Annotated in this window: 24 protein-coding genes; 6 read left to right on the forward strand and 18 right to left on the reverse strand. The window is 72.4% G+C overall.

The features are described from left to right. Nucleotides 1-32: 32 nt before the first annotated feature. From ACZ6R6_RS07015 to mraZ, 4 genes are all read right to left on the reverse strand, one after another. Nucleotides 33-1,775: a peptidoglycan D,D-transpeptidase FtsI family protein gene (locus ACZ6R6_RS07015; protein ID WP_470090895.1), complete on the reverse strand. Its 1,743-nt coding sequence runs from the start codon at nt 1,773-1,775 to the stop codon at nt 33-35. Nucleotides 1,776-2,554: 779 nt separating this feature from the next. Continuing rightward, nucleotides 2,555-3,061, reverse strand: coding sequence for a cell division protein FtsL (gene ftsL / locus ACZ6R6_RS07020; RefSeq protein ID WP_470090847.1), 507 nt, complete (start codon nt 3,059-3,061; stop codon nt 2,555-2,557). Then, nucleotides 3,039-4,031 carry a 16S rRNA (cytosine(1402)-N(4))-methyltransferase RsmH gene (rsmH, locus tag ACZ6R6_RS07025; RefSeq protein ID WP_470090849.1) on the reverse strand — a complete coding sequence of 331 codons (993 nt, stop codon included), beginning with the start codon at nt 4,029-4,031 and terminating at the stop codon, nt 3,039-3,041. Before rsmH ends, ftsL begins: the two co-directional genes overlap by 23 nt. Nucleotides 4,032-4,251: 220 nt before the next feature. Continuing rightward, nucleotides 4,252-4,683: a division/cell wall cluster transcriptional repressor MraZ gene (gene mraZ, locus ACZ6R6_RS07030; protein ID WP_451933911.1), complete on the reverse strand. Its 432-nt coding sequence runs from the start codon at nt 4,681-4,683 to the stop codon at nt 4,252-4,254. A 492-nt stretch (nt 4,684-5,175) separates the two neighbouring features. Between mraZ and ACZ6R6_RS07035 the strand changes: the two genes are divergently transcribed. The 3 genes from ACZ6R6_RS07035 to ACZ6R6_RS07045 are packed head-to-tail and all read left to right on the forward strand — an operon-like array spanning nt 5,176 to nt 9,841. Continuing rightward, entirely contained in the window at nt 5,176-6,153 is a 978-nt protein-coding gene (locus ACZ6R6_RS07035; RefSeq protein WP_470090850.1) for an AAA family ATPase, read from the forward strand. Then, nucleotides 6,150-7,406 carry a DUF58 domain-containing protein gene (locus ACZ6R6_RS07040; protein ID WP_470090852.1) on the forward strand — a complete coding sequence of 419 codons (1,257 nt, stop codon included), beginning with the start codon at nt 6,150-6,152 and terminating at the stop codon, nt 7,404-7,406. Before ACZ6R6_RS07035 ends, ACZ6R6_RS07040 begins: the two co-directional genes overlap by 4 nt. After that, the gene (locus ACZ6R6_RS07045; RefSeq protein ID WP_470090854.1) at nt 7,403-9,841 is read left to right on the forward strand and encodes a transglutaminase TgpA family protein; all 2,439 of its coding nucleotides are present in this window, start codon (nt 7,403-7,405) and stop codon (nt 9,839-9,841) included. Before ACZ6R6_RS07040 ends, ACZ6R6_RS07045 begins: the two co-directional genes overlap by 4 nt. Nucleotides 9,842-10,194: 353 nt before the next feature. On the opposite strand, the gene ACZ6R6_RS07050 is transcribed toward ACZ6R6_RS07045, so the two are convergent. The 9 genes from ACZ6R6_RS07050 to ACZ6R6_RS07090 all read right to left on the reverse strand — a co-directional run bounded on the left by ACZ6R6_RS07050 (nt 10,195) and on the right by ACZ6R6_RS07090 (nt 17,937). Beyond that, entirely contained in the window at nt 10,195-10,593 is a 399-nt protein-coding gene (locus ACZ6R6_RS07050) for a DUF3040 domain-containing protein (protein WP_470090897.1), read from the reverse strand. A 147-nt stretch (nt 10,594-10,740) separates the two neighbouring features. Next, nucleotides 10,741-11,961 (reverse strand): DNA polymerase IV, encoded by a 1,221-nt coding sequence (dinB, locus tag ACZ6R6_RS07055; protein ID WP_470090899.1) that lies wholly within the window; start codon nt 11,959-11,961, stop codon nt 10,741-10,743. Nucleotides 11,962-12,016: 55 nt separating this feature from the next. Beyond that, a complete protein-coding gene (locus ACZ6R6_RS07060) occupies nt 12,017-12,775 on the reverse strand; it encodes a methyltransferase domain-containing protein (RefSeq protein ID WP_470090856.1) in 759 nt (252 codons plus the stop codon). A gap of 178 nt (nt 12,776-12,953) precedes the next feature. Next, the gene (gene nusB, locus ACZ6R6_RS07065; protein WP_306857747.1) at nt 12,954-13,364 is read right to left on the reverse strand and encodes a transcription antitermination factor NusB; all 411 of its coding nucleotides are present in this window, start codon (nt 13,362-13,364) and stop codon (nt 12,954-12,956) included. Continuing rightward, on the reverse strand, nt 13,364-13,924 hold the full coding sequence (efp, locus tag ACZ6R6_RS07070; RefSeq protein ID WP_306857746.1) for an elongation factor P: 561 nt from the start codon (nt 13,922-13,924) through the stop codon (nt 13,364-13,366). The genes nusB and efp overlap by 1 nt, the downstream gene beginning before the upstream one ends. Nucleotides 13,925-13,948: 24 nt before the next feature. Continuing rightward, nucleotides 13,949-15,016, reverse strand: coding sequence for a M24 family metallopeptidase (locus ACZ6R6_RS07075; protein WP_470090858.1), 1,068 nt, complete (start codon nt 15,014-15,016; stop codon nt 13,949-13,951). 252 nt (nt 15,017-15,268) lie between these two features. After that, nucleotides 15,269-16,564 carry a dicarboxylate/amino acid:cation symporter gene (locus tag ACZ6R6_RS07080; protein ID WP_470090860.1) on the reverse strand — a complete coding sequence of 432 codons (1,296 nt, stop codon included), beginning with the start codon at nt 16,562-16,564 and terminating at the stop codon, nt 15,269-15,271. A 78-nt stretch (nt 16,565-16,642) separates the two neighbouring features. After that, nucleotides 16,643-16,744: a putative leader peptide gene (locus tag ACZ6R6_RS07085; protein ID WP_370879592.1), complete on the reverse strand. Its 102-nt coding sequence runs from the start codon at nt 16,742-16,744 to the stop codon at nt 16,643-16,645. A gap of 152 nt (nt 16,745-16,896) precedes the next feature. Continuing rightward, on the reverse strand, nt 16,897-17,937 hold the full coding sequence (locus ACZ6R6_RS07090) for an LLM class F420-dependent oxidoreductase (RefSeq protein WP_470090861.1): 1,041 nt from the start codon (nt 17,935-17,937) through the stop codon (nt 16,897-16,899). A 171-nt stretch (nt 17,938-18,108) separates the two neighbouring features. Between ACZ6R6_RS07090 and ACZ6R6_RS07095 the strand changes: the two genes are divergently transcribed. Then, the gene (locus tag ACZ6R6_RS07095) at nt 18,109-19,035 is read left to right on the forward strand and encodes an endonuclease/exonuclease/phosphatase family protein (RefSeq protein ID WP_470090862.1); all 927 of its coding nucleotides are present in this window, start codon (nt 18,109-18,111) and stop codon (nt 19,033-19,035) included. Between the two features lie 4 nt (nt 19,036-19,039). Here the strand turns inward: ACZ6R6_RS07095 and ACZ6R6_RS07100 are convergent, their stop codons facing one another. Genes ACZ6R6_RS07100 through ACZ6R6_RS07115 form a run of 4 tightly spaced genes read right to left on the reverse strand, consistent with a single transcriptional unit; the run spans nt 19,040 to nt 22,847 of the window. After that, nucleotides 19,040-19,657: a nucleotidyltransferase family protein gene (locus ACZ6R6_RS07100; RefSeq protein WP_470090863.1), complete on the reverse strand. Its 618-nt coding sequence runs from the start codon at nt 19,655-19,657 to the stop codon at nt 19,040-19,042. Further along, complete coding sequence (locus tag ACZ6R6_RS07105) at nt 19,654-20,760, reverse strand: XdhC family protein (RefSeq protein ID WP_470090864.1); 1,107 nt, start codon at nt 20,758-20,760, stop codon at nt 19,654-19,656. Before ACZ6R6_RS07105 ends, ACZ6R6_RS07100 begins: the two co-directional genes overlap by 4 nt. After that, nucleotides 20,753-21,967 carry a vWA domain-containing protein gene (locus ACZ6R6_RS07110; protein WP_470090865.1) on the reverse strand — a complete coding sequence of 405 codons (1,215 nt, stop codon included), beginning with the start codon at nt 21,965-21,967 and terminating at the stop codon, nt 20,753-20,755. Before ACZ6R6_RS07110 ends, ACZ6R6_RS07105 begins: the two co-directional genes overlap by 8 nt. Beyond that, on the reverse strand, nt 21,951-22,847 hold the full coding sequence (locus ACZ6R6_RS07115) for an AAA family ATPase (RefSeq protein ID WP_470090866.1): 897 nt from the start codon (nt 22,845-22,847) through the stop codon (nt 21,951-21,953). The genes ACZ6R6_RS07110 and ACZ6R6_RS07115 overlap by 17 nt, the downstream gene beginning before the upstream one ends. A gap of 49 nt (nt 22,848-22,896) precedes the next feature. Here ACZ6R6_RS07115 and ACZ6R6_RS07120 point away from each other — a divergent pair, with 49 nt between their 5' ends. After that, the gene (locus ACZ6R6_RS07120) at nt 22,897-24,237 is read left to right on the forward strand and encodes a TrkH family potassium uptake protein (protein WP_470090867.1); all 1,341 of its coding nucleotides are present in this window, start codon (nt 22,897-22,899) and stop codon (nt 24,235-24,237) included. After that, a complete protein-coding gene (locus ACZ6R6_RS07125) occupies nt 24,230-24,898 on the forward strand; it encodes a potassium channel family protein (protein ID WP_470090869.1) in 669 nt (222 codons plus the stop codon). The genes ACZ6R6_RS07120 and ACZ6R6_RS07125 overlap by 8 nt, the downstream gene beginning before the upstream one ends. Nucleotides 24,899-24,945: 47 nt before the next feature. Here the strand turns inward: ACZ6R6_RS07125 and ACZ6R6_RS07130 are convergent, their stop codons facing one another. Next, nucleotides 24,946-25,398, reverse strand: coding sequence for a hypothetical protein (locus tag ACZ6R6_RS07130; protein WP_470090870.1), 453 nt, complete (start codon nt 25,396-25,398; stop codon nt 24,946-24,948). Nucleotides 25,399-25,607 lie beyond the last annotated feature (209 nt).

The raw sequence follows: 25,607 nt of genomic DNA on the forward strand, positions 1-25,607 counted from the left end.
GGGGACGCACGGCGAGAGCGTACCTTCCCTCATCACTCCCCGGCGCGTATCCGCACCGAGGACGGCGTCGTTCCGGTAGGTGGGATCTTCTTGCTCTTCAACGCGAACGTCATCACTTTCTTGAAGACCGGGGCGGCTATCTCCCCACCGTAGTAGCCCTTGTGAGGGTCCTGGACGACCGCCAGGACGACCAGGCGGGGCTTGTCCGCCGGCGCGAAGCCGACGAACGTCGAGGTGTAGCCGCAGTATCCCTGGCACTTGGGGTCGTAGCGCATCGCGGTGCCGGTCTTGCCGGCCACCCGGTAGCCCTCGATGGCGGCGAGACTGCCGGTGCCCTCCTCGCTGACGGCGGCCTCCAGCATCCCGGTGACCTCCCGGGCCGTGCGCTCGCTGACCACCCGGGTCCGCTTGCCCGGCGCGGACGGCACGAACACCCCCTTCTCGGTGGTGGTGCCGGCCACGGCCTGCGGGGTGACGCGCGTGCCACCGTTGGCGATGGTCTGGTAGACGCTGGCCGTCTGGAGCGCGGTCACCGAGACGCCCTGGCCGTAGGCGATCGTGCAGCGCTGGCTGCCCGACCATTTCTTCCAGTCCGGCAGGAGCCCGGCCTCCTCGCCGAGGAGGCCGCTGCCCGGCTTGGCGCCGAACCCGAAGCGCTGCAGCATCTCGTGGAGCCGCTGGTCGCCGACCCGCTGCGAGGCGAGGATCGTGCCGACGTTGCTGGAGGTGGCGACCACGCCGGAGAAGGTCAGCCGCTCCACGGGGTGCGGGTGGGAGTCCCGCAGCACCCGGTCGGCGCACCTGATGTTGTCGGGGACCTTGAACACCGTCTCCGGCCGCACGGCCCCCGACTCCAGGGCGGCCGCCGCGGTGATGACCTTGTTGGTGCTGCCCGGCTCGAACACGTCCGTCACCGACCGGTTGACCCAGTCTTCCGGGGCGGTCTTCTCCCAGGCCCTCAGGTCGAGCTCGGGCGCGTTGGCCATGGCGACCACCTGGCCGGTCGGCACGTCGACGACGATGACGCTGCCGGTGCGGGCACCGGTGGCCCCGACCTGGTCGGTGATCGCCTTCTGCGCGGCCCACTGGACGTCGCGGTCGATGGTGAGCCGCACGTCCCTGCCTTCCACGGGCGCCTGGAGCGTGCTGCGGGTCATCGGGATGTGCTGCCCCTCACGGCCCGTCTCGATGACCTGCTCCCCGTCGCGGCCGGCGAGCAGCTTGTTGTAGGTGTTCTCCAGCCCGCTCAGGCCCGTGCCGTCGTCGCCGACGAAGCCCAGCAGGGTGCCCGCCAGGTCGCCGCCCGGGTAGTCGCGCCGGTAGCGGGGCTTGCTGCCGACACCGCTGAGCTTCTGCTCGGCGATCCGCTCCATGATCCGCTGGGCGACGGACGGGTCGACGGCGGCGGCCACCTGCTGGTAGCGGCTGCCGGAGTTGCCGAGCTTGGCGGCGATCTGCTCCTTCGGCTGGTTCAGCTCGGCTGCCAGGACCGTGGCCACCTGGTCGCGCTTGCGCGGGTCGACCTCCGCCGGGTCGACGAAGATCTCCCGTGCCTCCACGGTCAGCGCGAGCTCGTGCCCGTTGACGTCGGTGATCGAGCCCCGCCGGGCGGTCAGCTTCTCGTCCCGCACCCGCTGCTCGGCCGCCTCCGCCGTGTAGACCTTGGAGTCCAGGCCCTGGAGCTGGATCAGCCGGCCGGCGAAGATGGACAGCACGAAGGTCATCGCGATCAGGCCGATGTTGATCCGCCTGCCGGGGTTGCCCAGGTGCAGCACCGCCGGCGGGCGCACCGGCGGCCGGGGCGGCCTGCCGCCCGTCCCGCCCCGGCCCGCCGTACGGCCCGGATCGGCGTCCTGTCCGGCGCCGGGACGGATCCGCCCCGGCGCGGGCTGCGGCGTCTCCGGGCGCGGGGAGCTGCGCGGCCTGCGCGGCGCCTCGGGCCCCGACGGCCTGCCCGGCCTCTCCGGGCGCGCGGACCTGCCCGAGGGGCCGGATCTGCCCGTCCCCGCCGGGCCGGACGGCCTGCCGGAGCCGTCGGAACGCGCCTTGCCCGTCCCCGCCGGTCCCCCGGATCTGCCGGAACCCTGGGCGCCGGACCTGCCGGAGCCGTCGGAACGCGCTCTGCCGGGACCGTCCGTACGCGCCCGGCCCGGGCCCGCGGGCCTGGCCTGGCCGTCGGAGCCGTCGGGACGCGCCTTGCCCGAACCCTGGGCGCCGGACCTGCCGGGGCCGTCGGGACGCGCCTTACCGGAACCCTGGGCGCCGGACCTGCCGGAGCCGTCGGGACGCGCCTTACCGGAACCCTGGGCGCCGGACCTGCCGGAGCCGTCGGCGCCGGACGGCCTGCCGGGAGCGGCCGGCCGGCCCGGTCCGTCGGCGCCGTCGGGCCTGCCCGGGCCCTCCGGGCGTGCGGGCCTGCCGGAGCCGCCCGGCCGTCCCGTTGGGTCTGGGCCACCCGGGCGGCCGGCACGGCCGGGCCCGCCCGGGGCCCGGCGGCCGGAGCCTCCGGCGGAACCGCCGCGGCCGGGGCCGGGGCCCCGCCCGCCGGTCTCCCTCACCGGCCCGTGCCCGGCGCCCGCTCCTGCCCGGCGGGCGTCTGGGCGTCGCTTGCGGTCCGGCTGCGGGCGGGGCGGTCGGGGGTGATGACCTCGGCCTTGTCCCAGTCGGGTTCCAGGCCCTGGTTGGCGGAGTTCTTGGAGAGCTCGCCGGGCATCTCCATCCGCGCGTTGGCGTTCTTCAGCTCCTCCTTCTTCAGGCGGAGCTGGCTGTTGGCGTCGCGGAGCTCGTTGGCCTTGTAGTAGTCCTCGGCGAGGACGGTGTTGAGCAGCAGCAGGCTGACCAGGCCACCGCAGAGCAGGCCGACGACGAGCAGCACGAAGGGAGCGCGCGGCGCGCGTCCCTGCCGGGACTCGGGAGCCTGGGCCGCCGGACGGCCGGCGTGCGCGGTCCTGGCCGGCCTGCTCCTGCGCGCCTGCGGCGTCGCGCGGGGCACCCGCGCGGGTCGCCCGCCCCGGCTCGGCGCGGTGCGGACGTCCGACTCACTCCTCGTCAACTGCCTCACGGATCCTCTCTGCCGCCCGACACCGGGCAGAGGCCGCCCGCGGGTTGCGGGCCACCTCCTCTTCGCTCGGAAGCTCGGCTCCCCTTGTCAGGAGGGCGAACCGCGGCTGGTGAGCCGGCAGCGGGACGGGCAGCCCGGGGGGGCTGGTCTCCCTGGTTCGCGCCGCGAGGACCTGCTTGGTGAGCCGGTCCTCAAGGGAGTGGTAGGCGAGCACGACCACGCGCCCGCCAAGCGTCAGCGCGTCGAGCGCGGCGGGGAGCGCGCGTTCCAGTGCTGTCAACTCCGCGTTCACCTCGATCCGCAACGCCTGAAAAGTCCTTTTTGCGGGGTTTCCCCCAGTCCGTCGGGTAGCGGCGGGTATTGCCGTACGGACAATCTCCGCAAGCCGCTTGGTAGACGTTATGGCCTCGTTGCCCCGTTCCTTGATGATTAGGCGCGCGACACGCGGGGCGAATCGCTCTTCGCCGTAATCCCGGAGGATCCGGATGAGTTCGGCGGCCGAATAGGTGTTGACGACGACCTCGGCCGTGAGCTCCTGGTCGCGGTCCATCCGCATGTCCAGAGGCGCGTCGTAGGAGTAGGCGAAACCGCGCTCGGCCTCGTCGAGCTGGGGTGAGGAGACGCCCAGGTCGAACAGGACGGCGTTGACGCGGGGACGGCCGGCCTCGGCCAGCACCCCGGTCAGCTCGTCGGAGACCGCGCGGACCAGGGTGGTCCGGTCGGCGTACGGCGCCAGCCGGGCCGTCGAGCGCTCGATGGCGGTGGGATCGCGGTCGATCCCGATCAGGTGCAGCGCGGGGTGGGCGGCCAGCAGGGCCTCGGCGTGGCCGCCGAGGCCGAGGTTGGCGTCGACGACGACGGGGTCCGGGCCGGTGAGGGCGGGAGCCAGGAGTTCGAGCACCCGCTCGAGCATCACGGGCACGTGGCCGCCCGGAGCCTGCAGGTCAGACATGTCGTTTTCGGCGCGCATGAAGCGCAACCCCCCTCTCGCCGCCTCGCTCGGATGCGCGGCGGGCGTTCATCGGTGTCTTTGCTGGCCCCCACCCCCGGGCCGTCCGGCCAGGTCCCCATCCGCACCCGGGTGTCCGCCCGTCACCTGACACCGGGGAAGGTGCATCAGCTGACGTGCATCGTGGTTGCGGGTGGAGACCTCGCCGAACGACGTTTTCACCGATGAGTCGACCGTGGAGTCACAGAATCCCTGGCAGCACCTCCTCCGACAGATCGGCAAAAGCCTGCTCTTGGTCGGCCAGATAGGTGTCCCAGGCCTGAGCGTCCCAGACCTCCAGCCGTGTGTTGGCCCCGATGACCGTGCAGTCACGGCGCAGGCCGGCGTATACGCGCAGAGCCTGCGGGATGGTGACCCGGCCTTGTTTGTCGGCGACCTCGTCGGATGCGCTGGCGAAGAAGACACGGCTGTAGTCGCGGACCGCCTTGGCGGTCACCGGCGCGGTGCGCAGAGCCTCGGTAATGCGCTGGAACTCCTCTACGGGGAAGACGTAGAGGCAGCGCTCCTGGCCTTTGGTGATCACCAGACCCTCCGCCAGCTCCTCGCGGTACTTCGCCGGCAGGAACAGCCGTCCCTTGTCATCGAGACGCGGATGATGAGTGCCGAGGAACATCGGCCCCACCTCCCGTGCCTAGCGGAGCGCGTGGCGCTGTAGCCCCTGCTCTCCACTGCGCACCACCATACTCCACTTCTCTCCACCGTCAACTGATTCCGCGCCTCTTCACGGCCGGTTCCGGCGCCGTTTTCCCAGGTCAACGAGGGTGGAGTGGGGTGGAGGGGGTAGGGGGCCCCTCACATGTCACGGGCGTGTCGACAACGGGGCCGATGGCGTGACGATTACGGAATCGGCCGGACGGCGGTGAAGGGGGGTGGAAAGTGGAGCACGCTGTGTACTTGTCACGAGATCGGCACATCCGCCTGACAAGAACGCCACGATCAGCGCGCACACTATGGCTGTTCACCCGGAAACAGCCTTAATGCCCACATAGAGTCGCCCGCGAACCCACGGCGTCGTAGTGTCGGTACTCACAATGGAAAAGGGACCTCAAAGGTCCCGAAATACGGACCCCCCGGCGCAAAACCGCCGCACCCTCATGGAGGCCTGGTGGCAGTAACCCATGACGTCACACCTCGGCTCGACGATCTGGTCGTCACGGCGCACCGGATCCGCCAGGCGATCGAGTCGGTGATCGAAGGCAAGGGCGACGTCATCCGCCTGACCTTGACGGTCCTCCTGGCCGAGGGCCACCTCCTCATCGAGGATGTGCCCGGAGTCGGCAAGACCATGCTCGCCAAGGCCCTGGCACGATCCATCGACTGCCCGGTGCGCCGGGTCCAGTTCACCCCCGACCTGCTGCCCAGCGACATCACCGGGGTGAGCGCCTACAACCAGCAGAGCAGGGAGTTCGAGTTCAAGCCCGGCCCGGTGTTCGCCAACATCGTGGTGGGCGACGAGATCAACCGCGCCTCTCCGAAGACCCAGTCGGCGCTGCTGGAGTGCATGGAGGAGCACCAGGTGACCGTCGACGGCACCACCTACCGGCTGGACTCGCCCTTCATGGTGATCGCCACCCAGAACCCCATCGAGATGGAGGGCACCTATCCCCTCCCCGAGGCGCAGCGCGACCGCTTCACCGCCCGGATCGCGATGGGCTACCCCGAGCCCACGGCCGAGCTGGAGATGCTCGACGTGCACGGCGCCACCTCCCCGCTGGACAAGCTCGAACCGGTGGCCACCACCGCCGAGGTCCGGGCGCTCATCGAGGCGGTGCGCGGCGTCTACGTCTCGCAGCCGGTCAAGAAGTACGCCATCGACCTGGTGACCGCCACCCGTCACAGCCCCGACCTGCGGCTCGGCGCCTCCCCGCGCTCGACCCTGCAACTGGTCAGGGCGGCCCGGGCGCACGCCGCGCTCGCCGGGCGTGACTACGTCATCCCCGACGACCTGCAGGACCTGTGCCTGCCCGTCCTCGCCCACCGGCTGCTGCCCAGCGTCGAGGCCCAGGGCCAGCGCCGCATGCCCGCACAGGTGATGGCCGAGCTGATCCGCCGGGTGCCCGTCCCCGAGGCACAGGCGAAGTGACCTCGGGTCTCAAGGCGCTCACCGCCCGCGGACGGTCGTTCCTCGCATCCGGCGCCGCGGCGCTGCTGTGCGCCTTCTTCCTCGGGGAACACGACCTGCTCAGGATCGGGGTGCTGATCGTCTCCCTGCCGCTGCTGGCGGCGATGGTGGTGGCCCGCACCCGTTACCGGCTGAGCTGCGCGCGGCGCCTGGACCCGCCCAGGGCCGAGGTGGGCAGCGAGGCCACCGTGACACTGCGGCTGGAGAACGTCACCCGGCTGCCGACCGGCCTGCTGATGATCGAGGACACCGTGCCCTACGCGCTGGGGGCACGGCCCAGGTTCGTCCTGGACCGGGTGGAGCCGCACGGCATCCGGGAGATCGACTACCGGGTCCGGTCCGACCTGCGAGGCCGTTTCGGCATCGGCCCGCTCACCATCCGGATCAGCGACCCGTTCGGCCTGGTCGAGCTGACCAGGTCCTTCAGCATCAGCGACACGCTCGTGGTGACGCCGCAGGTCGTGCCCCTGCCGCACATCCGCCTCTCCGGAGAGTGGACGGGCGGGGGCGACAGCCGTACCAGGAGCGTGGCCGCCGCCGGCGACGACGACATCGCGCCGCGCGAATACCGGCAGGGCGACGACCTGCGGCGGGTGCACTGGCGCTCGACCGCCAGGTACGGCGAGCTGATGGTGCGGCGCGAGGAGCAGCAGTGGCAGAGCCGGGGCGCGCTGCTGCTGGACACCCGCCGCTACGCGCACCGGGGCGAGGGGCCCCGCTCGTCGTTCGAGGTGGCGGTCTCGGCCGCGGCCTCCATCGGCGTGCACCTGGCCCGCGAGGGTCTCGGCCTGCGCCTGGTCACCGACCAGGGCGCCGAGCGCCTCACCGACACCGGGCTGAGCTGGTCGCTGCTGGACACCCTCGCCGTGGTGCGGCCGAGCTCGGCGCGGTCGCTGGAGTACGGCATCGGCGCGCTGCGGCAGGGCGGCGGCGACGGCCTGATCGTGGCGGTGCTCGGCGGGGTCGACGTGGAGCAGGCCCAGGCGCTGGCCCGGCTGCGGCACGGCAACGTCACCGCCGTGGCCGTGATGCTGGACGTGGCGGGCTGGGAGCGGCCGGAGCTCGGCCGGAACGAGGAGTACCAGGCGGCGCAGGCGATCCTCGCCGGGACGGGCTGGCGCATCGTGCGGCTGCCCCCGGGCGCCTCGATCGCGAGCGTGTGGCAGGGGGCCGCGCAGCGCGGACGATACGCACTCAGTAGGGACGGCTCATGAGACTTCCCATGGCGTCGGGCGCGGCCACGGGAGCGGTCGCGATCGCGCTCTACCCTCTCTTCCAGGGCGGCAGCTGGTTCTGGACGTGTCTGGGGATCATCCTGCTGGTCACCGGGATCGGCATGCTGGGCAGCCGCTACACCCTGCCCACCGCGGTGGTGACGCTGCTCCAGCTGATAGCGCTGTGGTTCTACCTGATGGCGGTGTTCACCGACGAAAAGGTGTGGAGGTGGGTGGTCCCCACCAAGGAGTCGCTCATCGGGCTGGCGAAGCCGCTGCTCACCGGCTTCGCCGACATCCAGCGGTACGCCGCCCCGGTGCCGGCCAACACCGGGATCACCCTGCTGACCTGTACCGGTGTCGGCCTGATCGCGATCCTGGTCGACCTGCTCGCCTCCCGGCTGCGCCACGCCGCGCTCACCGGGCTGCCGCTGCTGGCGCTGTTCACCGTCCCGGCCGCGGTGATCTCCGAGCCGATCAACTGGCTGGCGTTCATCGTCGCGGCCCTGGGCTACCTGGGGCTGCTGGCCGCCGACGGGCGGGAGCGGGTCACCCACTGGGGCAGGACGGTGCTGGTGCGCCGGGCCCCGTCGTTCGTCGCCCCGAAGCCCACCTCCGACGCCGGGACCCTGCAACTGTCGGGCAAGCGCATCGGATTCGCCGCGATCGCGCTGGCCATCCTGCTGCCCTCGCTGCTGCCCACCCTGGAGCCGGACCCGCTGTTCGGCTTCGGCGTGGGCAACGGCAAGGGGAAGGGCAGCAACTCGATCACCATCCCGAACCCGATCGTCAACCTGCGGGGCCAGCTCTCACTGCCGGGCAACTCGACCGTCCTGACCTACACCGTTGACGACGACGTCCCACGCTACCTGCGGCTGTACGCGCTGGACATCTTCGACGGCGAGCAGTGGACGATGACGGCGCAGGGCCATTCCGAGGACCGGGTCTCCGAGGGGCCGATGCCGGCCGCCCCGGGCCAGAACATGAGCCTGCCCGTCACCGAGGCGACCACCAAGATCCAGGTGAGCGACCAGATCAGGGGGCCGCTGGAGTTCCTGCCGCTGCCCTACCCCGCCAGCCGGATCCGCATCGAGGGAGACTGGCGGCCCGACCGGGACACCCTCATGGTGTTCTCCACCGAGGACACCGCCGAGGGGCTGGCCTACGAGGTCACCACGAGGGAGCCCAAGCCCACGGCGGAGTCGCTCAAGGCGGCGCCGCCGGCCGGCCCGGAGATCAACAAGCGCTACCTGCAGCTGCCGGACGACCTGCCCCGGCAGATCAGGGAGCTGGCCAGGCAGGTGACGGAGCGGGACGCCAGCCGCTACGAGCAGGCGGTCCAGCTCCAGAACTTCTTCACCAAGGACGGCGGCTTCACCTACAGCCTGGCCACCCAGGGGCACGGCGGAGCGGCGCTGACGGACTTCCTGCTCATCAGCCGGACCGGCTACTGCGAGCAGTTCGCCGCCTCGATGGCGGTGCTGGCCCGGACCCTGGGCATCCCCGCCCGGGTCGCCATCGGCTACACCGGGGGCAGCAACTTCTCCGGCCAGTGGCAGGTGCGCACCCACGACTCGCACGCCTGGCCCGAGCTCTACTTCGAGGGCACGGGATGGCTGCGGTTCGAGCCCACGCCGACCGGCGGCGCGGGGCAGGGCAGTGCGACGCTGCCGCTCTACACGCGGCCGCAGTCCCCGACGTCCGGCGACGGCGAGCCGTCGACGGACCCCACCACCGGCTCCGCGGGCTCGGACACCCCCCGCCGGCCGACCGGCAACCGCCGTGACCAGCTCCTCGACCGTGAAATCGGCCCGGCGGTGATCCCGGTGGAGGAGGGCACGCCCCTGGCGGCGCAGATCGGCCTCGGGGCCGTGGCCGTGCTGCTGATCGCGCTGGTCCCCGGCCTGCTCCGCTGGGAGCTGCGCGCCCGCCGGCGGCGCTCCTACTCCCGCCGGGCGGAGGCGCCGGGCGACGACGGGACCGCCCCGGACCCCACCGGCGCGGTGGCGGTCAGAGCCGACCGGCAGGAGACCGCGGTGGCCGCGGTGGGCGCGGCCTGGGCCGAGCTCGACGACGCGCTGTGCGACTACGGCATGTCCCGGCAGCCGAGCGAGAGCCCCCGGGCGCTGGCCCGGCGCCTCAGCGAGCAGTACGGGTTCGACGAGGAGTCCTCGGCGGCGGTGGCCAGGGTCGCGGCGGCGGTGGAGCGGATGCTCTTCGCCCCGACCCCCGGCGACATCGACGCACTGCCCGATGATCTCCGCCGGGTACGGCGGGCGCTGGCGGCCGCCGTGACGCGGGGCAGGCGGATCCGCGCGGTGCTGCTGCCGCCTTCGACCCTCCTGCGGGCGCGACGCCTGGGGGCGAGGCTGTTGGACGGCTTCGACCGGCTGGAGAACCTCCGGATCCGCCGGCCGGCCCGGCGGGACGCCTGACCGCCGCCCGGCCCGGCGGGAGGAGAACCCGACCAACCGCCGGGCCGGGCGACCGTCACGGGGCACGGCGGGAGGGGGATCCGGTCCACAGGACCGGCCGGCCACCGGAGAACCCGGCGGGAGCACAACCTGACCACCGCCGGACCCGACCGACCGTCACGGGACACGGCGGGAGGAGAACCTGACCACCGGGGCCGGCGGCGGACTCTGGCCATGCGGAGGTCCGGGGAGAGCCTGACGGCCCGCGCCGCCCCCGACGGGGGCGGCGCGCGGTCGCCGGTGAGATGCGGCCACCGCCGTCACGACGGCGGTGGCCGCATCTCACCGGCGGGCCCTGTCCGTGCGGACAGGGCCTAGCGCTCGTCGCTACGGCGGCGCCAGCGCTCTTCCATCCGCTCCATGAAGCTCTGCCGGGGACCGCCCCGGCGGCCGGTCTTGCCCGGCTGCCCGGGCCGCGCGGCCGCGGCGGCCTCGCTGAACCCGTTCATCCGCTTCCAGCTTGACAGACCCCACAGACACGCGGCGAGCATGACCACGAAACCGCCGACGCCGAGCGGGATGTTGATGATCACGACGCCCACCATCAACAGGACGATGCCCAGGATGAAGCCGATGGAGGCCTTCACCAGGCGACGCTTGTAGTGGCTGCGCGGATCACTGATCCTTACGGTATTGGCCCACTTCGGGTCCTCAGCGTAGAGGGCCTGCTCGATCTGGTCGAGCAAGCGCTGCTCGTGATCAGAGAGCGGCACGGCGCCTCCCAAGGACAGCCCCAGGACGGGGAAGACGGTGACGGACGACACGGGGTGTCCGAACCTCGCGGTCGGTTATCCCCAGAATACGAGGCTGTAGACGTAGACGAAAGAAAACGTCCAACGTAGTCCAAACCGGAGGCGACGTCATGGATCCATTCCATCAAACGGCGGGCGTACAAGCGACGCCGGGAGCACCGCATCCCGGCCGAATCTCCGGGCCGCCCGGTCCATCGCCTGCTCGGCCTCCCGCCAGCCCGTCTCCCGCTCTCCCAGGCCGAGCTGCCGGGTGATCTCGCCGGCCGGACGGAGGTTCTCCACCCGCACCCCGACCAGGCGGAGCCGGACTTTCTCCAGGCCGGCGGCGGTGTAGAGGTCGCAGGCGGTCGCGTAGAGGACCTGGGCGACGTCCGTCGGCTCCCGGAGGGTCCGGGAGCGGGAGATGGTGCTGAAGTCGGCGCGGCGGAGCTTGACACTGACCGTGCGGCCCACGTGGCCGCCCTCCCTGAGCCTGGCGGCGACCCGTTCGGAGAGGCGGAGCAGCTCCCTGCGGATTTTTACTGGGTCGTCCACATCTGTGGCGAATGTCTCTTCGGCCCCGATGCTCTTGTCGGGCACGTGCGGGGTCACCGGACGCTCGTCGCGCCCCCAGGCGAGCGCGGCCAGATGCGCGCCGGCCGCCTGGCCGAGGTGGCGCTGCAGAGTGGCGAGCGGCACCCCGGCGAGCTCTCCGACGGTCCTGATGCCCAGCCGGACCAGGGACTGCTCTGTACGCTCCCCTACGCCCCACAGAGCGCCCACCGGGAGCGGGTGGAGGAAATCCACCACCTTGTCCACCGGAACGACCAGAAGGCCGTCTGGCTTGCAGTGCTGAGAGGCGAGCTTGGCGACGAACTTGCTGTTGGCCACGCCGACGGAGCAGGTGATCCCGTGCTCGCGCGCGACCTGCTCGCGGATCATCGCCGCGATCGCGGCCGGCGGGCCGAGGCGCTTGCGCGCCCCGCCGACGTCGAGGAAGGCCTCGTCGGAGGCGATCGGCTCCACCTCGGGGGTGAACGTGCGGAAGATCTCCATGACGCCCCGGGAGACCTCGGCGTATTTGTCCCGGCTCGGCGGGATGATCACCGCCTGGGGGCAGAGCCGGCGGGCCCGGGTCATGGGCATGGCCGAGTGCACCCCGAACCTCCGGGCCTCGTAGGTGGCGCTGAGCACCACGCCACGCGCGCCGGGCGCGCCGATGATGACGGGCGCGCCCTTGAGCTCCGGGTGCTCGCGCAGCTCGACGCTCGCGTAGAAGGCGTCCATGTCGACGTGGAGGATCGGGCAGCCGGTGTCGTCGGCGCCCAGGTCCGTCCCCGGACGCGGCATCTGCTGTTTCCTCGACACGGCGCCATCCTATGGGAACACGCGTTCGACGCAAGCCTCATCGACGGCCGAGGACGTGCAGCTGGGTCGCGATGTCGCGGAGCACCGGGTGGGCCGCCGCCGCCTGCTCCAGGGCGACCAGGGCGCGCGCGGCGCCCGGCTCCCCGTCGAGCAGCCGGCTGGGCACCAGGTCGGCGAAGACGCGCACCCCGTGGACCTCTCCGGGGGTGAAGCCGGTCGAGGCCAGGAGCCGCGACAGCGCCTCCCGGGTGAAGCGCCGCGGCGTGGGATCGCGCTCGCCCCAGCGGCCCTCGGGATCCTCCAGGACCTGGCGGGCCTCGTCGAACCGGCCGGTGATCGAGCGGTGCAGCGCGGCGGCGAGCGGGTTGGCGGCCAGCACGCTGATCGCGCCGCCCTCGCGCAGCAGACCGGCCATGGCCGTCAGCGCACTGACCGGATCCTCCACGTATTCCAGCACGCTGTGGCACAGGACCAGGTCGGCGCCGTCGGCGGGGAGCAGCTCGCCCAGGTCGGCCGCGTCGCCCTGCAGGGCGCGCACGGCCACCCCCGCCTCCGCGGCACGGCGCTCCAGCGCGGCCAGCGAGTCAGGGCTGGGGTCGACGACCGTGACGGCATGCCCGAGCTCGGCCAGCGGCACGGCGAAGCCGCCTGTGCCGCCCCCGGCGTCGACGATGTCGAGCCGGTCGCGCCCGGTCGCGGACACCCTGTCGGCCAGCACTGCCCGCAGGACGTCCCAGACGACGGCGGTGCGGACCGCCGGGATGCCGGACTGCCGGGAGATGCCTACGGCATGCAACTTCGGATCGCCTCCTCTTTCGGTGACGGACCCAGCCTACGCCGGGCGGTCGCCGGGCCCGGCCAAGGGCGATCCGTACGCGCGCTTGATCGAGACTTTTCCGGGCGCGGGGCGTAGCAGGAGGGATGAAGGGCAGGGCGGCCGCGGGAGACCGGTGACCGGTCTCCCGCGGGACGCGCTACAGCGCCAGGGACGGCTTGAGCTGCTTGAAGCGGGCCATCAGGCCGTTGACGAACTGCGGCGACTCGTCGGTCGACAGCTCGGAGGCCAGGCTGACCCATTCGCTGATGACGACGCCCTCGGGGACGTCAGGCATCCACAGCAGCTCGTAGGTGCCGCCGCGCAGCAGGTTGCGGTCGACCGCGGGCATGCGGTCGAGCGTCCAGCCCTCGGCGTAGGTGGTGATCAGCTCGTCGATGCGCGCCCGGTGCCGGCACACGCCCTCGACGATCGTCGCGGTGTATTCGTTGACGGGCGGCTCGGCCCGCTCCAGGCGCTCGGCGAGGACGCTCAGCGGGTCCTGGCTGCGCGCCTCCGCCTCGAACAGGATGTCCAGCGCGCGCCTGCGCGCCTTACCCCGTGCCGACATCAGGCCCGGCCGAGGTAATCGCCGGTGCGGGTGTCGACCTTGACCTTCTCGCCGGTCGTGATGAACAGCGGCACCTTGATCTCGGCGCCGGTCTCCAGCTTGGCGGGCTTGGTGCCACCGGTGGAGCGGTCGCCCTGGAGGCCGGGCTCGGTCTCGGCGATGATCAGCTCGACGGCCGCGGGCAGGTCGACGTAGAGCACGTTGCCCTCGTTGATCGCCACCGTGGCCAGCATGTTCTCCAGCAGGTAGTTGGCGGCGTCGCCGACCGCGACCCGAGAGACGTGGAGCATGTCGTAGGTCTCGGTGTCCATGAAGACGAAGTCGTCGCCGTCCATGTAGGAGAACTGCATCTCGCGCTTGTCGACGTTGGCCACCTCGACCTTGACGCCGGCGTTGAAGGTCTTGTCGACGACCTTGCCCGAAAGGACGTTCTTCAGCTTGGTGCGGACGAACGCACCACCCTTACCGGGCTTGACGTGCTGGAACTCCACAACCGTCCAGAGCTCACCGCCGTCGAGCTTGAGCACCAGGCCGTTCTTGAGGTCGTTCGTCGTCGCCACTAGTTTCTCCTGCGTACGGCCGCTCTAAAGGACAAGCAGCTCTTTGGTCGTCCGTGTGAGAAGTTCCGGTCCGTCATCACGCGTCACGAGCGTGTCCTCGATGCGGACGCCGCCCCTGCCCGGGAGGTAAACTCCAGGCTCAACGGTGACCGGAACTCGATCCTCTAGTCTAGCGTGCTCGCTGTCGGGCTCTGGCTTCACCGGAGACAGGAACGGCAGCTCGTGGATCTCCAGCCCGACGCCGTGTCCGAGGCCGTGCCCGAAGTGCGCTCCGTGACCCGCCTCCGCGATGAGGTCGCGGGCCGCGGCGTCCACCTCGTCGGTGGCGGCGCCGGGCCGTACGGCCCGGCGGCCGGCGCGCTGGGCGGCGCGGACCAGGTCGTACAGCTCGCGCTGCCACTGGGCGGGCTCGCCGATGGCCACCGTCCGGGTCATGTCGGCATGGTAGCCCTCGTGCAGCGCCCCGAAGTCCATGGTGACCAGGTCGCCTCGCTCCAGCGGCCGGTCCGAGGGCGAGTGGTGCGGGATCGAGCCGTTGGGGCCGGCCGCCACGATCGAGTCGAAGGCGGGCTTCTCGGCGCCGAGCTCGATCATCCGGGACTCCAGCGCCCTGGCGATCTCCCGCTCGGTCGCCCCGGGCCGCAGCAGGGGCAGCACGTCGGAGAACGCCTGGTCGGTGAGCTCGCAGGCGACGCGGATGAGGTCGATCTCGGCCTCGTCCTTGACCCGGCGCACCGACTCCACCACACCGGACAGGCGCGTCAGGCCCTCGCCCAGCCGGAAGTAGTCGGCGACGGGCATGTGGTGGGCCTCGACGGCGACCGGGCCGGCCAGCCCGACCAGGGATCCGGCGACGTCGCGCTCCTCGATCACCTCGATGTCGGAGCAGATCCGCCGCGCGGCCTCGGCGTAGCGGGAGTCGGTGGCCAGCGTGGCGCGGGCGTCGGCCCGGACGAGCACCGCCGCGTTGGAGCTGGCCAGGCCGGTCAGGTAGCGCACGTTGACGCCACGGGTGACCAGGATCGCGTCCGCTCCGTGAGCGGGGAGCAGTGCCGCGAGACGTTCGCGGCGCCGGGCGTGGGTGACGGTCATGTCCCGCATGCTATTGACCGCCGCCGGCCGTTCCCAAAGGGGGCCGCCACCTCCCCCGGAGCCGGCCGCCCCCGTGGAGGCGGCCGGCGGGGTGTCCACGTTGCGCCCGGCCGCGTGCCGGGCCGGCCGTCCTCGTGAGGGCGGCGGGCGGGAACGGTCCGCGGCCGGGCGCCGTCCGGCGCCCGGCGGCGGACGGCTCAGGCCGGGACCGGTCCGCGGCCGGGCGCCGTCCGGCGCCCGGCGGCGGACGGCTCAGGCCGGGACCGGCTCGGGGCCCCGCAGCCCCGCCGCGGCCGGCGCCTCGTCCAGCGGCTGCGGCGGGGCGTTGAAGACGCTCTCGTCCAGCCTCCCCTCCGAGCGGGCCACGAGGACCGGCACCACGAGCTGCCCGGCCACGTTGGTGGCGGTGCGGATCATGTCGAGGATCGGGTCGATGGCCAGCAGCAGGCCGACGCCCTCCAGGGGCAGGCCGAGCGTGCTCAGGGTCAGGGTGAGCATCACGATCGCGCCGGTGAGACCGGCGGTGGCGGCGGAGCCGACCACGGAGACGAACGCGATCAGCAGGTACTGGCCGACCCCGAGCTGGATGTCGAACACCTGGGCCACGAAGATCGCGGCGAGCGCCGGGTAGATCGCGGCGCAGCCGTCCATCTTGGTGGTGGCGCCGAACGGCACCGCGAAGGAGGCGTAGTCGCGGTCCACGCCCAGGCGGTCGGTGGTGACGCGCTGGGTGAGCGGCATCGTCCCGACCGAGGAGCGGGAGACGAAGGCCAGCTCGATGGCGGGCCAGGCGTTGCGGTAGAAGGTGATCGGGTTGACCTTGCCGACGAAGGCCAGCAGCAGCGGGTAGCTCACCAGGAGCACCAGCAGGCAGCCGATGTAGACGCCCGCGCTGAGCTTGGCGAGCGGGGCGAGCAGGTCCCAGCCGTAGCTGGCCACGGACTTGCCGATGAGACCGGCCGTGCCGATCGGGGCCAGCCGGATGACCCACCACAGGGCCTTCTGGACCAGCTCGAGGACCGAGCGGCTGAAGTCGAGGAACGGCTCCGCCTTCTCCCCGACAGCCATGGCGGCGGCGCCGAGGACGACTCCCAGGAAGACGATCTGGAGGACGTTGAGCTCGGTGAAGGCGGTGACGATGTTGGTCGGGACGATGCCGGTCAGGAAGTCGACCCAGGTGCCGGCGCCTTCCAGGTCCACGGCCTTGGCGCCCTCGGTGGCGATGTTGACGCCCTGCCCGGGGTTGAGGACCAGCCCGAGCCCGATGCCGAAGACCACGGCGATCAGCGAGGTGACCAGGAACCACAGCAGCGTCTTGCCCGCGAGCCTGGCGGCTCCGTTGACGTTGCGCAGGTTGGCCACGCTGACGACGACCGCGGTGAAGACCAGCGGCGGGACCGCGAGTTTGAGGAGCTGGACGAAGATCTTGCCGACCTCGGTCAGCGTGGCGGTGAGCCAGGTGACGTCACCGGCGCGGGCGACGAACCCGAGGGCTATGCCGACCACCAGTCCCAGCAGCAACTGCAGGGAGAAAGAGAACCTCTTCATGAACGGAGACTCCGTAGAAGGGCATGCCGGAGCGGACACGGGCATGCGGAGTGAGGAAAGGGGAGACGGGAGCGGTGTTCAGCGACAGAGCTGGCTGCTGAGACGGCACAGGTCGACGTGGAGCCGCTCGACAAGCCACACGATCACCGGGAAGAACCTCACGGCGGAGTACAACATCATCGTCTGATGCGTACATTCCGATTTGAAGTGTGATGCACATCACACTTCAAATGGAAGGGAGTCCCGTTCGAGACCGGCCGGTCCGGCGGGAGGCCACGGCCGGAAAGACGGCGGGGGCCCCGGCCGAGCCGGGACCCCCGCGCGGGGAGGCGTCAGGACGCCAGATCCCTCACCTTCTCGATGAGCCGGACCCGCTCCTCGTGCGTGCGGCCGAGCGGGGCGACGTTGACGGTGGTGACACCCGACTCCCTCATCGCCTGGAGGCGCTCGCGGACGTGGCCCTCGGAGCCGATCAGGGACATCTTCTCCAGCAGCTCCTGCGGGACGAGCGCGGCGGCCTCGTCCTTCTTGCCGTCGAGATAGAGGTTCTGGATCTGCTCGGCCTCCTTCTCGTAGCCGTAGCGGCGGGCGAGGTCGTTGTAGAAGTTCTTGCCCTTGGCGCCCATGCCGCCGATGTAGAGGGCGGCCATCGGGCGGCCCAGCTCCAGCCAGTCCGACACGTCGTCGCCGATGGCCAGCGGCGCCTGGGCGATGACGTCCAGCTCCCCCAGGGCCGGGTCGCGCCTGGCCTTGCCCGCGGCCAGCGAGGCGCCCCAGACGGCGGCGGCCTTCTCCGGCATGTAGAAGATCGGCTCCCAACCCTCGGCCAGCTCCGCGGAGAGCTCCACGTTCTTGGGACCGATGGCGGCGATCACGATGGGGATGCGGTCGCGGACGGGGTGATTGATGATCTTCAGGGGCTTGCCCAGGCCGGTGCCCCGGTCCGCGGGGAGCGGGACGGTGTAGTGCTTGCCCTCGTAGGTCAGGCGCTCACGCCTCCAGACCTGGCGGCAGATCTCGACGACCTCGCGGGTGCGGCCCAGCGGGGCGGTGTACGGCACGCCATGGAAGCCCTCGACGACCTGGGGGCCCGAGGCGCCCAGGCCGAGGGTGAAGCGGCCGTCGGAGACGTAGTCCATGCCGGCGGCGGTCATGGCAAGCAGGGTGGGCGTGCGGGAGTAGATCGGCAGGATGCCGGAGGCGATCTGCAGGCGCTCCGTCTTGGCCGCGATGTAGCCCATCTGGCTGACCGCGTCGAAGCTGTAGGCCTCGGCGACGAAGACGATGTCGAGACCCGCCTTCTCGTAGTCGGCCAGCGCGGCCACCGTCTCCTTGAAGCCCCCCGAATAGTTCAGGGCCATACCGATACGCATCCCGAGACCGTCCTTCCGCGCCGACGAAACCGAATGATGTTCCGTTTCTCTCCGGGGAGAAGGCTATCGACTCACCGCCGAAGCACCAAGCCCCGCACCCCCGGCGCGGGGCCGGTAGCGTACGCATCTCGGGGCAGGGGAAGCTCCCGGTGCCGGACGAGGGGGCGTGGTGTGCTGAGACGATCGATCATCGTGGTGGCGGGGGCGCTGGCCCTGCTCCTCGGCGGCCACCGGCTCCTGCCGGAGCTGGGCGGGTTCACGCCCGTGCTGGAGAGCCTGCTCCCCTGGCTCGGCGCCGCCGTACCGGTCCTGCTGGTCGGGGCGCTGTTCACCCGCTCGTGGCAGGTGATCGTCGCGGCGCTGCTCCCGGCCGCCGTGTGGGGGGTCATGTTCGGCCCCACGGTGCTGCGCACCCCACCGGGCGGGCCGAGCGACCTGTCGGTGGCCACGCTCAACGTGGGGGTGACCAACGCCTCCTCGGGACAGGCCGTACGGGCCCTCGCCAAGGGCCGGGACCTGGTCGCCGCGCAGGAGCTGACCGGCGGCGGCCCGGCCGCCAAGGCGCTCAGCGCCCGCTTCCCGCACCACTACCAGATCAGCACGGTCGGCCTGTGGAGCCGCTTCCCGATCGTCGAGGCCCGCAAGGCGGACATCGGCCTCGACTGGGTGCGGGCGCTGCGGGCCGTGGTCAAGACCCCCAAGGGGGAGCTGACCGTCTACGTCATGCACCTGGCCTCGGCCCGCCCCGGCATGACGGCCCAGCGCGACGAGACCCTCACCCGGGCCCGCAGGATCGTCGAAAGGGACGACAGCGAGCACCTGCTCCTGCTCGGCGACCTCAACACCGCCACCACCGACCGCAAGCGGGCCGGGCTGGTGCCCCCGCTGTCGGACGCCCAGCAGGAGGCCGGCTCCGGCTTCGGCTTCACCTGGCCGGCGTCCTTCCCGGTCACCCGCCCCGACCACATCCTCTACCGGGGCCTCACCGCCACCAGCGCCGGTGTCGAGCGGGCCGCCGGCAGCGACCACCGCGCCGCCGTCGCCTCACTGCGCCTGGGCGAGCATCCGCCACGCGGCGCGGCCCTGCCGCGCCCCTGAGAGCTCAGGGCGCCCGCGACGGGCGCCGCGCCGCGCGCAGCGCGGACAGGTCCGCCGGGGTGTCGATGTCGGCCGGGTCGCCGGCGTCGTCGCAGGGCACGCCGACGACCAGCTCGGGGTGCGCCCGCAGGAACGGCCGGGCGCCGACGTCGCCGGTGGCGAGCGCGGCGACCTCCGCGAAGTGCTCCCTGGCGATCAGCACCGGGTTTCTCGGCGCCCCGCCGTAGGTGGCGACGGCGACCGAGGCGCCGTCCCGGGCGGCCCGGATCAGCCGCCGCACCGCCCCCGGGCCGACGAACGGCTGGTCCACCAGGGCGATCACCACGTGCCGCACGTCACCGGGGAGCGCGCCCAGGCCCACGCGCAGCGAGGAGCCCATCCCCGAGCGCCACTCCGGATTCCGTACGGCCACCGCCCCGCGCACCTGCGTGGTGGCGGCCCCGAGCACGACGACCACGGGATGGCAGCCGCCGTCGTGGAGCAGCCGGATCCCGCGGTCCACCAGCCGCTCCCCGCCGAACTCCACCAGCGCCTTCGGCGTGCCGAGCCGCGAGCCCGAGCCGGCCGCCAGCAGCAGCCCCGCGACCGGCGCCCGCGCGGCGGCCTCCCCCCGCGTGATCACGCCTGCGGCCCGTCACCGTGGATCCGGCCGGAGCCGTCGGTGAGGGGCTGTCCCGAACCGCCCCAGCGGAGCTGGATCAGCTCGGCGGCGATGGAGACCGCGGTCTCCTCCGGCGTCCGCGCGCCCAGGTCCAGCCCGATCGGCGAGCGGAGCCGTTTCAGCTCGGCCTCCTCCAGGCCCGCCTCGCGCAGCCGGGCCAGCCGGTCCTCGTGGGTGCGGCGCGAGCCCATCGCGCCGACGTAGCCCGCCGGGGTGCGCAGGGCCACCTCCAGCAGCGGGACGTCGAAGCGGGGGTCGTGGGTGAGCACGCAGATCGCGGTCCGCTCGTCCACGGTGGTCGAGGTCAAATAGTCGTGCGGCCACTTGACGATCACCTCGTCGGCCTCCGGGAAGCGCTTGGCCGTGGCGAAGACCGGGCGGGCGTCGCACACGACCACGTGGTAGCCGAGGAACTTGCCGATCCGGGCCACCGCGGCGGCGAAGTCGATCGCGCCGAAGACCAGCATCCGGGGCGGCGGGGCGAAGGAGTGCACGAAGACCGAGAGCTCGTCGAGCCGCCGCTCGCCGTGCGAGCCGTACCGGCGGACCCCGGTGAGCCCCTGCGCGAGCATGCCCCGCGCGTCGTCGTCCACCGCCTCGTCCAGCCGGGCCACGCCCAGTGAGCCGGCGGAGCGGTCCGGCCAGACCACCCTGCGGGCGCCGACCGCGCCCGGCCCGGCCAGCACGGTCGCCACCGCCACCGGCTCGCGCTCCCGCATCGACGTGGCGACCGCCCCCAGCTCGGGGAAGGTCTCGCGCGAGACCGGTTCGACGAACACGTCGAGGATGCCGCCGCAGGTCAGACCGGCCGAGAAGGCGTCGTCGTCGCTCACGCCGTACCGCTGCAGCACCGGCGTGCCGGTGGCGACCACCTCCCGGGCCAGCTCGTAGACGGCCCCCTCGACGCAGCCGCCCGAGACGCTGCCCTCCGCCTCCTCCCCCAGCACGGCCATGGACGCGCCCGGCGGCCGTGGCGCGCTGCGGAAGGTGTCCACCACGGTGGCCAGTCCGAAGGTCCGCCCGGACTCCCACCACCGTACGATCTGCGACAGCACGTCACGCATGCGTCCCTCCCAGCAGGGCGGCCAGTTCCTCGAAGGCGGCCAGGCTGTGCCCGGCCACGAAGTCGTCGATGTGCGGCAGGGCCGCGCGCATCCCCGCGGTGAGCGGGCGGTAGCCCTCCTGCCCCTTGTGGGGGTTGACCCAGATCACCCGGTGCGCCATCCGCGCCAGCCGGGCCATCTCCGCGCCGAGGAGCGAGACGTCGCCGCGCTCCCATCCGTCGGAGGCGATCACCACCACCGCTCCCCTGGCGTCGTTCAGCGTCAGGAACTTCCTGAGCTCCTCACCCAGCCGAGTGCCGCCGCTCCAGTCGGGGATGGCGCGCGAGACGGCGTCCATCGCGGTGGCCGGGTCGCGGTGGCGCAGCTCGGCGGTGAGCCGGGTGAGCCGGGTGCCGGCGCTGAACACCTCGGTGGCCCGCGGCTCGCACCTGACCAGCGCGTGGGCCAGGCGGAGCAGCGTGTCGGCGTAGGGGGTCATGGAGCCGCTGACGTCCACCAGCAGCACGGCCCTGCGGGGCCTGGTCCGGTGCGAGCGGTAGCGGAGCCTGGCGGTCTCCCCGCCGCGCCGCAGGGTCTCGCGGATCGTCGCCCTGCTGTCCAGCCGCCCCCGGTGCGACGGCCGCAGCCGCCGCGACCTGCGCTGCTCACGCCCCACCCGGAACAGGGCGAGCAGCCGGTGCACCTCCGCCAGCTCCGCCCCGGTCAGCTTGGCCACGTCCCGGTTGCGCAGCACCTCCGCCGCGCTCGCGCTGGCCACCGGGGCGGGACTGTCGTCGCCGCCGCCCGCTCCGCCGGACATGGTGGCGGTGTGCCGGGTGACGGTGACCGCGGCCGGTCTCGGGCGGCCCGCGCGCAGCCCGCCGAAGTAGGCGTGGAAGACCCGGTCGTAGCGGGGCAGGTCGTCGGCCGAGGCGCACAGGGTGAACCGGCCCGCCCAGTAGACGTCGCGCGGCTCGGCGGCGTCCAGGTGCGACAGCGCGCGCAGCAGGCCCTGGGTCCTCTCGTGGTCGGCGGGGACCCCCGCGGCGCGCAGCGTCCTGGCGAACCCGGTCATGACGGCGACCAGGTCCCGGGCCGTCCCCGCGCCGCCGGAGGCCGCCGGGTCCCCGGAGGCCGTCTCGGCGCAGGGGCCCGCCGGGTCCCGGGCCGCCGCGGCGACGGCCGGGGCGTCCTGCGGCCGGCCGGGGCCGTCAGCGGCGGAGGTCACCGAAGACCCCGTTCCCGAGCACGGTCTCGTGGTCCTCCCGGTGCTTGAGCAGGGCGCCCAGAGTGGCCGCGGCCAGGTCGGGGTCCAGCTCCCGGGCGCCCAGGGTCAGCAGGGCCTCGGTCCAGTCGATGGTCTCGGCTATCCCGGGCGGCTTGACCAGCCCGGCCCCGCGCAGCCGTACGGCCGCCTTGGCGACCTGCTCGGCGAGGGTCTCGGAGCAGGCGGGCAGGCGCCGCAGCAGAATCGCCACCTCCCGGTCGAAGGAAGGGTGCTCCAGCCAGTGGTAGAGACAGCGCCGCTTCAGCGCGTCGTGCACCTCGCGGGTGCGGTTGGAGGTCAGCACCACCACCGGCGGCCGCTCGGCGCGGACCGTGCCGAGCTCCGGGATGGAGATCGCGAAGTCCGAGAGCACCTCCAGCAGGATCGCCTCGAACTCGACGTCGGCCCGGTCTATCTCGTCGATGAGCAGCACGCTGGGCTGGGTCTCGACCGCCTTGAGCAGCGGCCGGGCGATCAGGAACCGCCGGTCGTAGACCTCCACCTCCAGCCGGGCGGCGTCGGTCACCCCGCCGGCCTCGGCGGCCTTCAGGTGCAGGAGCTGGCGGGCGAAGTCCCAGTCGTAGAGCACCTGGGGACCGTCGAGCCCCTCGTAGCACTGCAGCCGGATCAGCGGCGCCCCCAGCACCGCGGCCAGCGTCCTGGCCAGCTCGGTCTTGCCGACGCCGGCCTCCCCTTCGAGCAGCAGCGGCCGGCCCATCCGCAGCGCGAGGAACGCCGCCGTGGCCAGCCCTTCGTCGGCGAGGTAAGCCTCCCGGTCGAGCAGCTCCGTCAACTGCCCGGGCGACTGCACCTCCGACGCCTCGATCGTCCGCCTCAGCACTACCTCAGGCTACGCCCGCAGGTGCGACATGAGCGTATTCTCACCCTCTGTGAAGAACCTGGTCCGGCAGATCAACACGCCCTCGCGGGTCGTCGTGGCTGCCTTCCTCGCGGTGGTCCTCAGCGGCGCGGCGCTGCTGTCGCTGCCCATCGCCGTCGAGCAGGAGCGGGCGGGGACGTGGACCTCCGCCCTGTTCACCGCGACCTCGGCGGTCTGCGTCACCGGACTCGCCGTGCAGGACACGGCGGCGCACTGGACGCTCTTCGGCGAGCTGGTGATCCTGGTGCTGATGCAGATCGGCGGCTTCGGGATCATGTCGCTCGCCTCGATCCTCGCGCTGGTCGTCTCCGGCAGGATCGGCCTGCGCGCCCGGCTCAACACCCAGGCCGAGACCAAGACGCTGGGGCCGGGCGACGTGCGCCGGGTGATCGCGGGCGTCGCCAAGGTCACGCTGGTGGTCGAGACGCTGACCGCCGTGATCCTGTCCGCCCGTTTCGTCACCGGGTACGGCGAGCCGTTCGGCCGCGCCGTGTACTACGGGATCTTCCACGCGGTCTCGGCGTTCACCAACGCCGGGTTCGCGCTCTGGCCCGACAGCATGATGCGGTTCGTCACCGACCCGTGGATCTGCCTCCCGCTGGCGCTGACGGTGGTCGCCGGGGGCCTCGGCTTCCCGGTCTACGCCGTGCTCCGGCAGAACTGGCGCCGCCCGTCGCGCTGGTCGCTGCACGCGAAGATCACTCTGGGGATGACCGCCGTCCTGCTGGCCGGCGGGACCCTGGCCGTCACCGCGACCGAGTGGAGCAACCCCGGCACGCTGGGCGCGCTCTCCCCCGGCCTGCGTGTCATGGCCGGGTTCTTCCACAGCGCCATGACCCGCAGCGGCGGCCTGAACTCCGTCGACGTCTCCCAGATGCACGAGAACACCTGGCTGATCAGCGACGTGCTGATGTTCATCGGCGCGGGCAGCGCGAGCACCGGCGGCGGCATCAAGGTGACGACGTTCGCGCTGCTCGCCTACGTCATCCTGGCCGAGCTCCGCGGCGAGCCCGATGTCACGGCCGGGCGCCGCCGCGTCCCCGAGCAGCTCCAGCGGCAGGCGCTGACCATAGCCCTGCTCAGCGTGGCCTCGGTCGCCGCCGGCACGTTCGTCATGATGATGCTCACCCCCTTCAAGCTCGACCGCGTACTGTTCGAGGTGGTCTCCGCGTTCGGCACGGTCGGCCTGTCCACGGGGATCACCCCTGATGTCGGCACCAGCGGGCATCTGGTCCTGACGACCCTGATGTTCATCGGCCGGCTCGGCCCGGTGACCCTCGGCGCCGCGCTGGCGCTGCACGTCCAGACCCGTCGGTTCCGCTATCCGGAGGAGCGTCCCCTCGTTGGTTGACAAGAAGAACCGCGGCGACGCGGTCGTGGTGATCGGCCTGGGCCGGTTCGGCGGTGCGCTGGCGGTGGAGCTGGCGGGCCGCGACGTCGAGGTGCTGGGGGTCGACAGCGACCCCAAGAACGTCCAGGAGTTCTCCGGGCAGCTCACCCACGTGGTCTGCGCCGACTCCACCGACCCCGACGCGCTCACCCAGCTGGGGATCGCCGAGTTCGGCCGGGCGGTGGTCGGCATCGGCAACGACATCGAGGCGAGCATCCTGACCACCTCCATCCTGGCCGACCTCGGCGTGCCCGACATCTGGGCGAAGTCGATCAACCTGCAGCACAGCCGGATCCTGGGGCGGGTCGGCGCCCACCACGTGGTGCAGCCCGAGCACGACATGGGCGAGCGGGTGGCGCACCTGGTCACCGGCCGGATGCTCGACTACGTGGAGGTCGACGAGGACTACGCCCTGGTCAAGACCAAGGCTCCCCAGTGGGCGGACGGCAAGTCCCTGGGCGAGCTGGGCATCCGCAAGAAGTACGGGGTGACCGTGGTCGGGATCAAGAAGCCCGGCGGCAGGTTCACCTACGCCACCTCGGGCACGGTCGTCAACGGCGGCGACATCCTGCTCGTGGCGGGCGAGACCGACCGGACCGAACGGTTCGCCGAGGAGACCTGAGCTCCGCCGCGCGCCCGGAGCCCGGTCCGCGGGCGGCCCGGGAGACCTCAGTCGGCGGTGGTGGACCAGGTCGTCGCCGCCGGCGCGCCGGCCGGGCAGGTGACGCGGATCGTCGTGCTCTCGCCGCCGGAGGTGAACTCGACCGAGACGGCGGACGCGGGGCCCCGCTCGACCCTGTCGACGCCGTAGCCCTGGGCGGGGCTCCACGACAGCAGGACGGCCCGGCCCGCGTCGCAGGCGGTGACGACGGCCCCCTGGCCGTAGGAGAACTCCCTGGTCGCCATGGCCCGGCCGGGCGGGGCGGGAGCGGCGGGCGAGGCCAGGACGGGGCTGCCGGCCGCGCTGACCAGGGTCCGCTCGACCTCGCTGAACGTCATGGGCTGGACGACCTGGCCGGTGATGTGGACGCCGATCAGCGACACCGCCCAGGTGCTGGCCACCGTGGTGAGGGCGGCTGCGGCGAGCCAGCCCCCCAGGCCGAGCAGGGCCTGCCTGTTCACCGAACAAACGTCTCACCAGCGCCGTCAACGGCCCGCCAAGCGAGCCTCACGACGTGGTCAACGCAGCCGGCCGATTGGGGAAAAGGTTAGCGTGTTGGTGTGGCACAGGTGCTCCTCGTCGAGGACGACGCCCAGGTGCGGTCCGCGCTGACCCGGGCGCTCACCGAACGCGGGCACGCCGTCACGTCGGCCGCCGCGGGCATGCCGGG

This window comes from Streptosporangium sp. NPDC048886 (genome assembly GCF_055586905.1).

What these genes read in the sequence shown, in the direction of transcription:
- rsmH (WP_470090849.1), bottom strand. Translation starts at nt 4,031, where the DNA reads ATGCGCGCCGAAAACGACATGTCTGACCTGCAGGCTCCGGGCGGCCAC.
- ACZ6R6_RS07045 (WP_470090854.1), top strand. Translation starts at nt 7,403, where the DNA reads ATGAGACTTCCCATGGCGTCGGGCGCGGCCACGGGAGCGGTCGCGATC.
- ACZ6R6_RS07075 (WP_470090858.1), bottom strand. Translation starts at nt 15,016, where the DNA reads ATGACCGTCACCCACGCCCGGCGCCGCGAACGTCTCGCGGCACTGCTC.
- ACZ6R6_RS07090 (WP_470090861.1), bottom strand. Translation starts at nt 17,937, where the DNA reads ATGCGTATCGGTATGGCCCTGAACTATTCGGGGGGCTTCAAGGAGACG.
- ACZ6R6_RS07105 (WP_470090864.1), bottom strand. Translation starts at nt 20,760, where the DNA reads ATGCGTGACGTGCTGTCGCAGATCGTACGGTGGTGGGAGTCCGGGCGG.
- dinB (WP_470090899.1), bottom strand. Translation starts at nt 11,961, where the DNA reads ATGCCGCGTCCGGGGACGGACCTGGGCGCCGACGACACCGGCTGCCCG.
- ACZ6R6_RS07085 (WP_370879592.1), bottom strand. Translation starts at nt 16,744, where the DNA reads ATGATGTTGTACTCCGCCGTGAGGTTCTTCCCGGTGATCGTGTGGCTT.
- mraZ (WP_451933911.1), bottom strand. Translation starts at nt 4,683, where the DNA reads ATGTTCCTCGGCACTCATCATCCGCGTCTCGATGACAAGGGACGGCTG.
- nusB (WP_306857747.1), bottom strand. Translation starts at nt 13,364, where the DNA reads ATGTCGGCACGGGGTAAGGCGCGCAGGCGCGCGCTGGACATCCTGTTC.
- ACZ6R6_RS07080 (WP_470090860.1), bottom strand. Translation starts at nt 16,564, where the DNA reads ATGAAGAGGTTCTCTTTCTCCCTGCAGTTGCTGCTGGGACTGGTGGTC.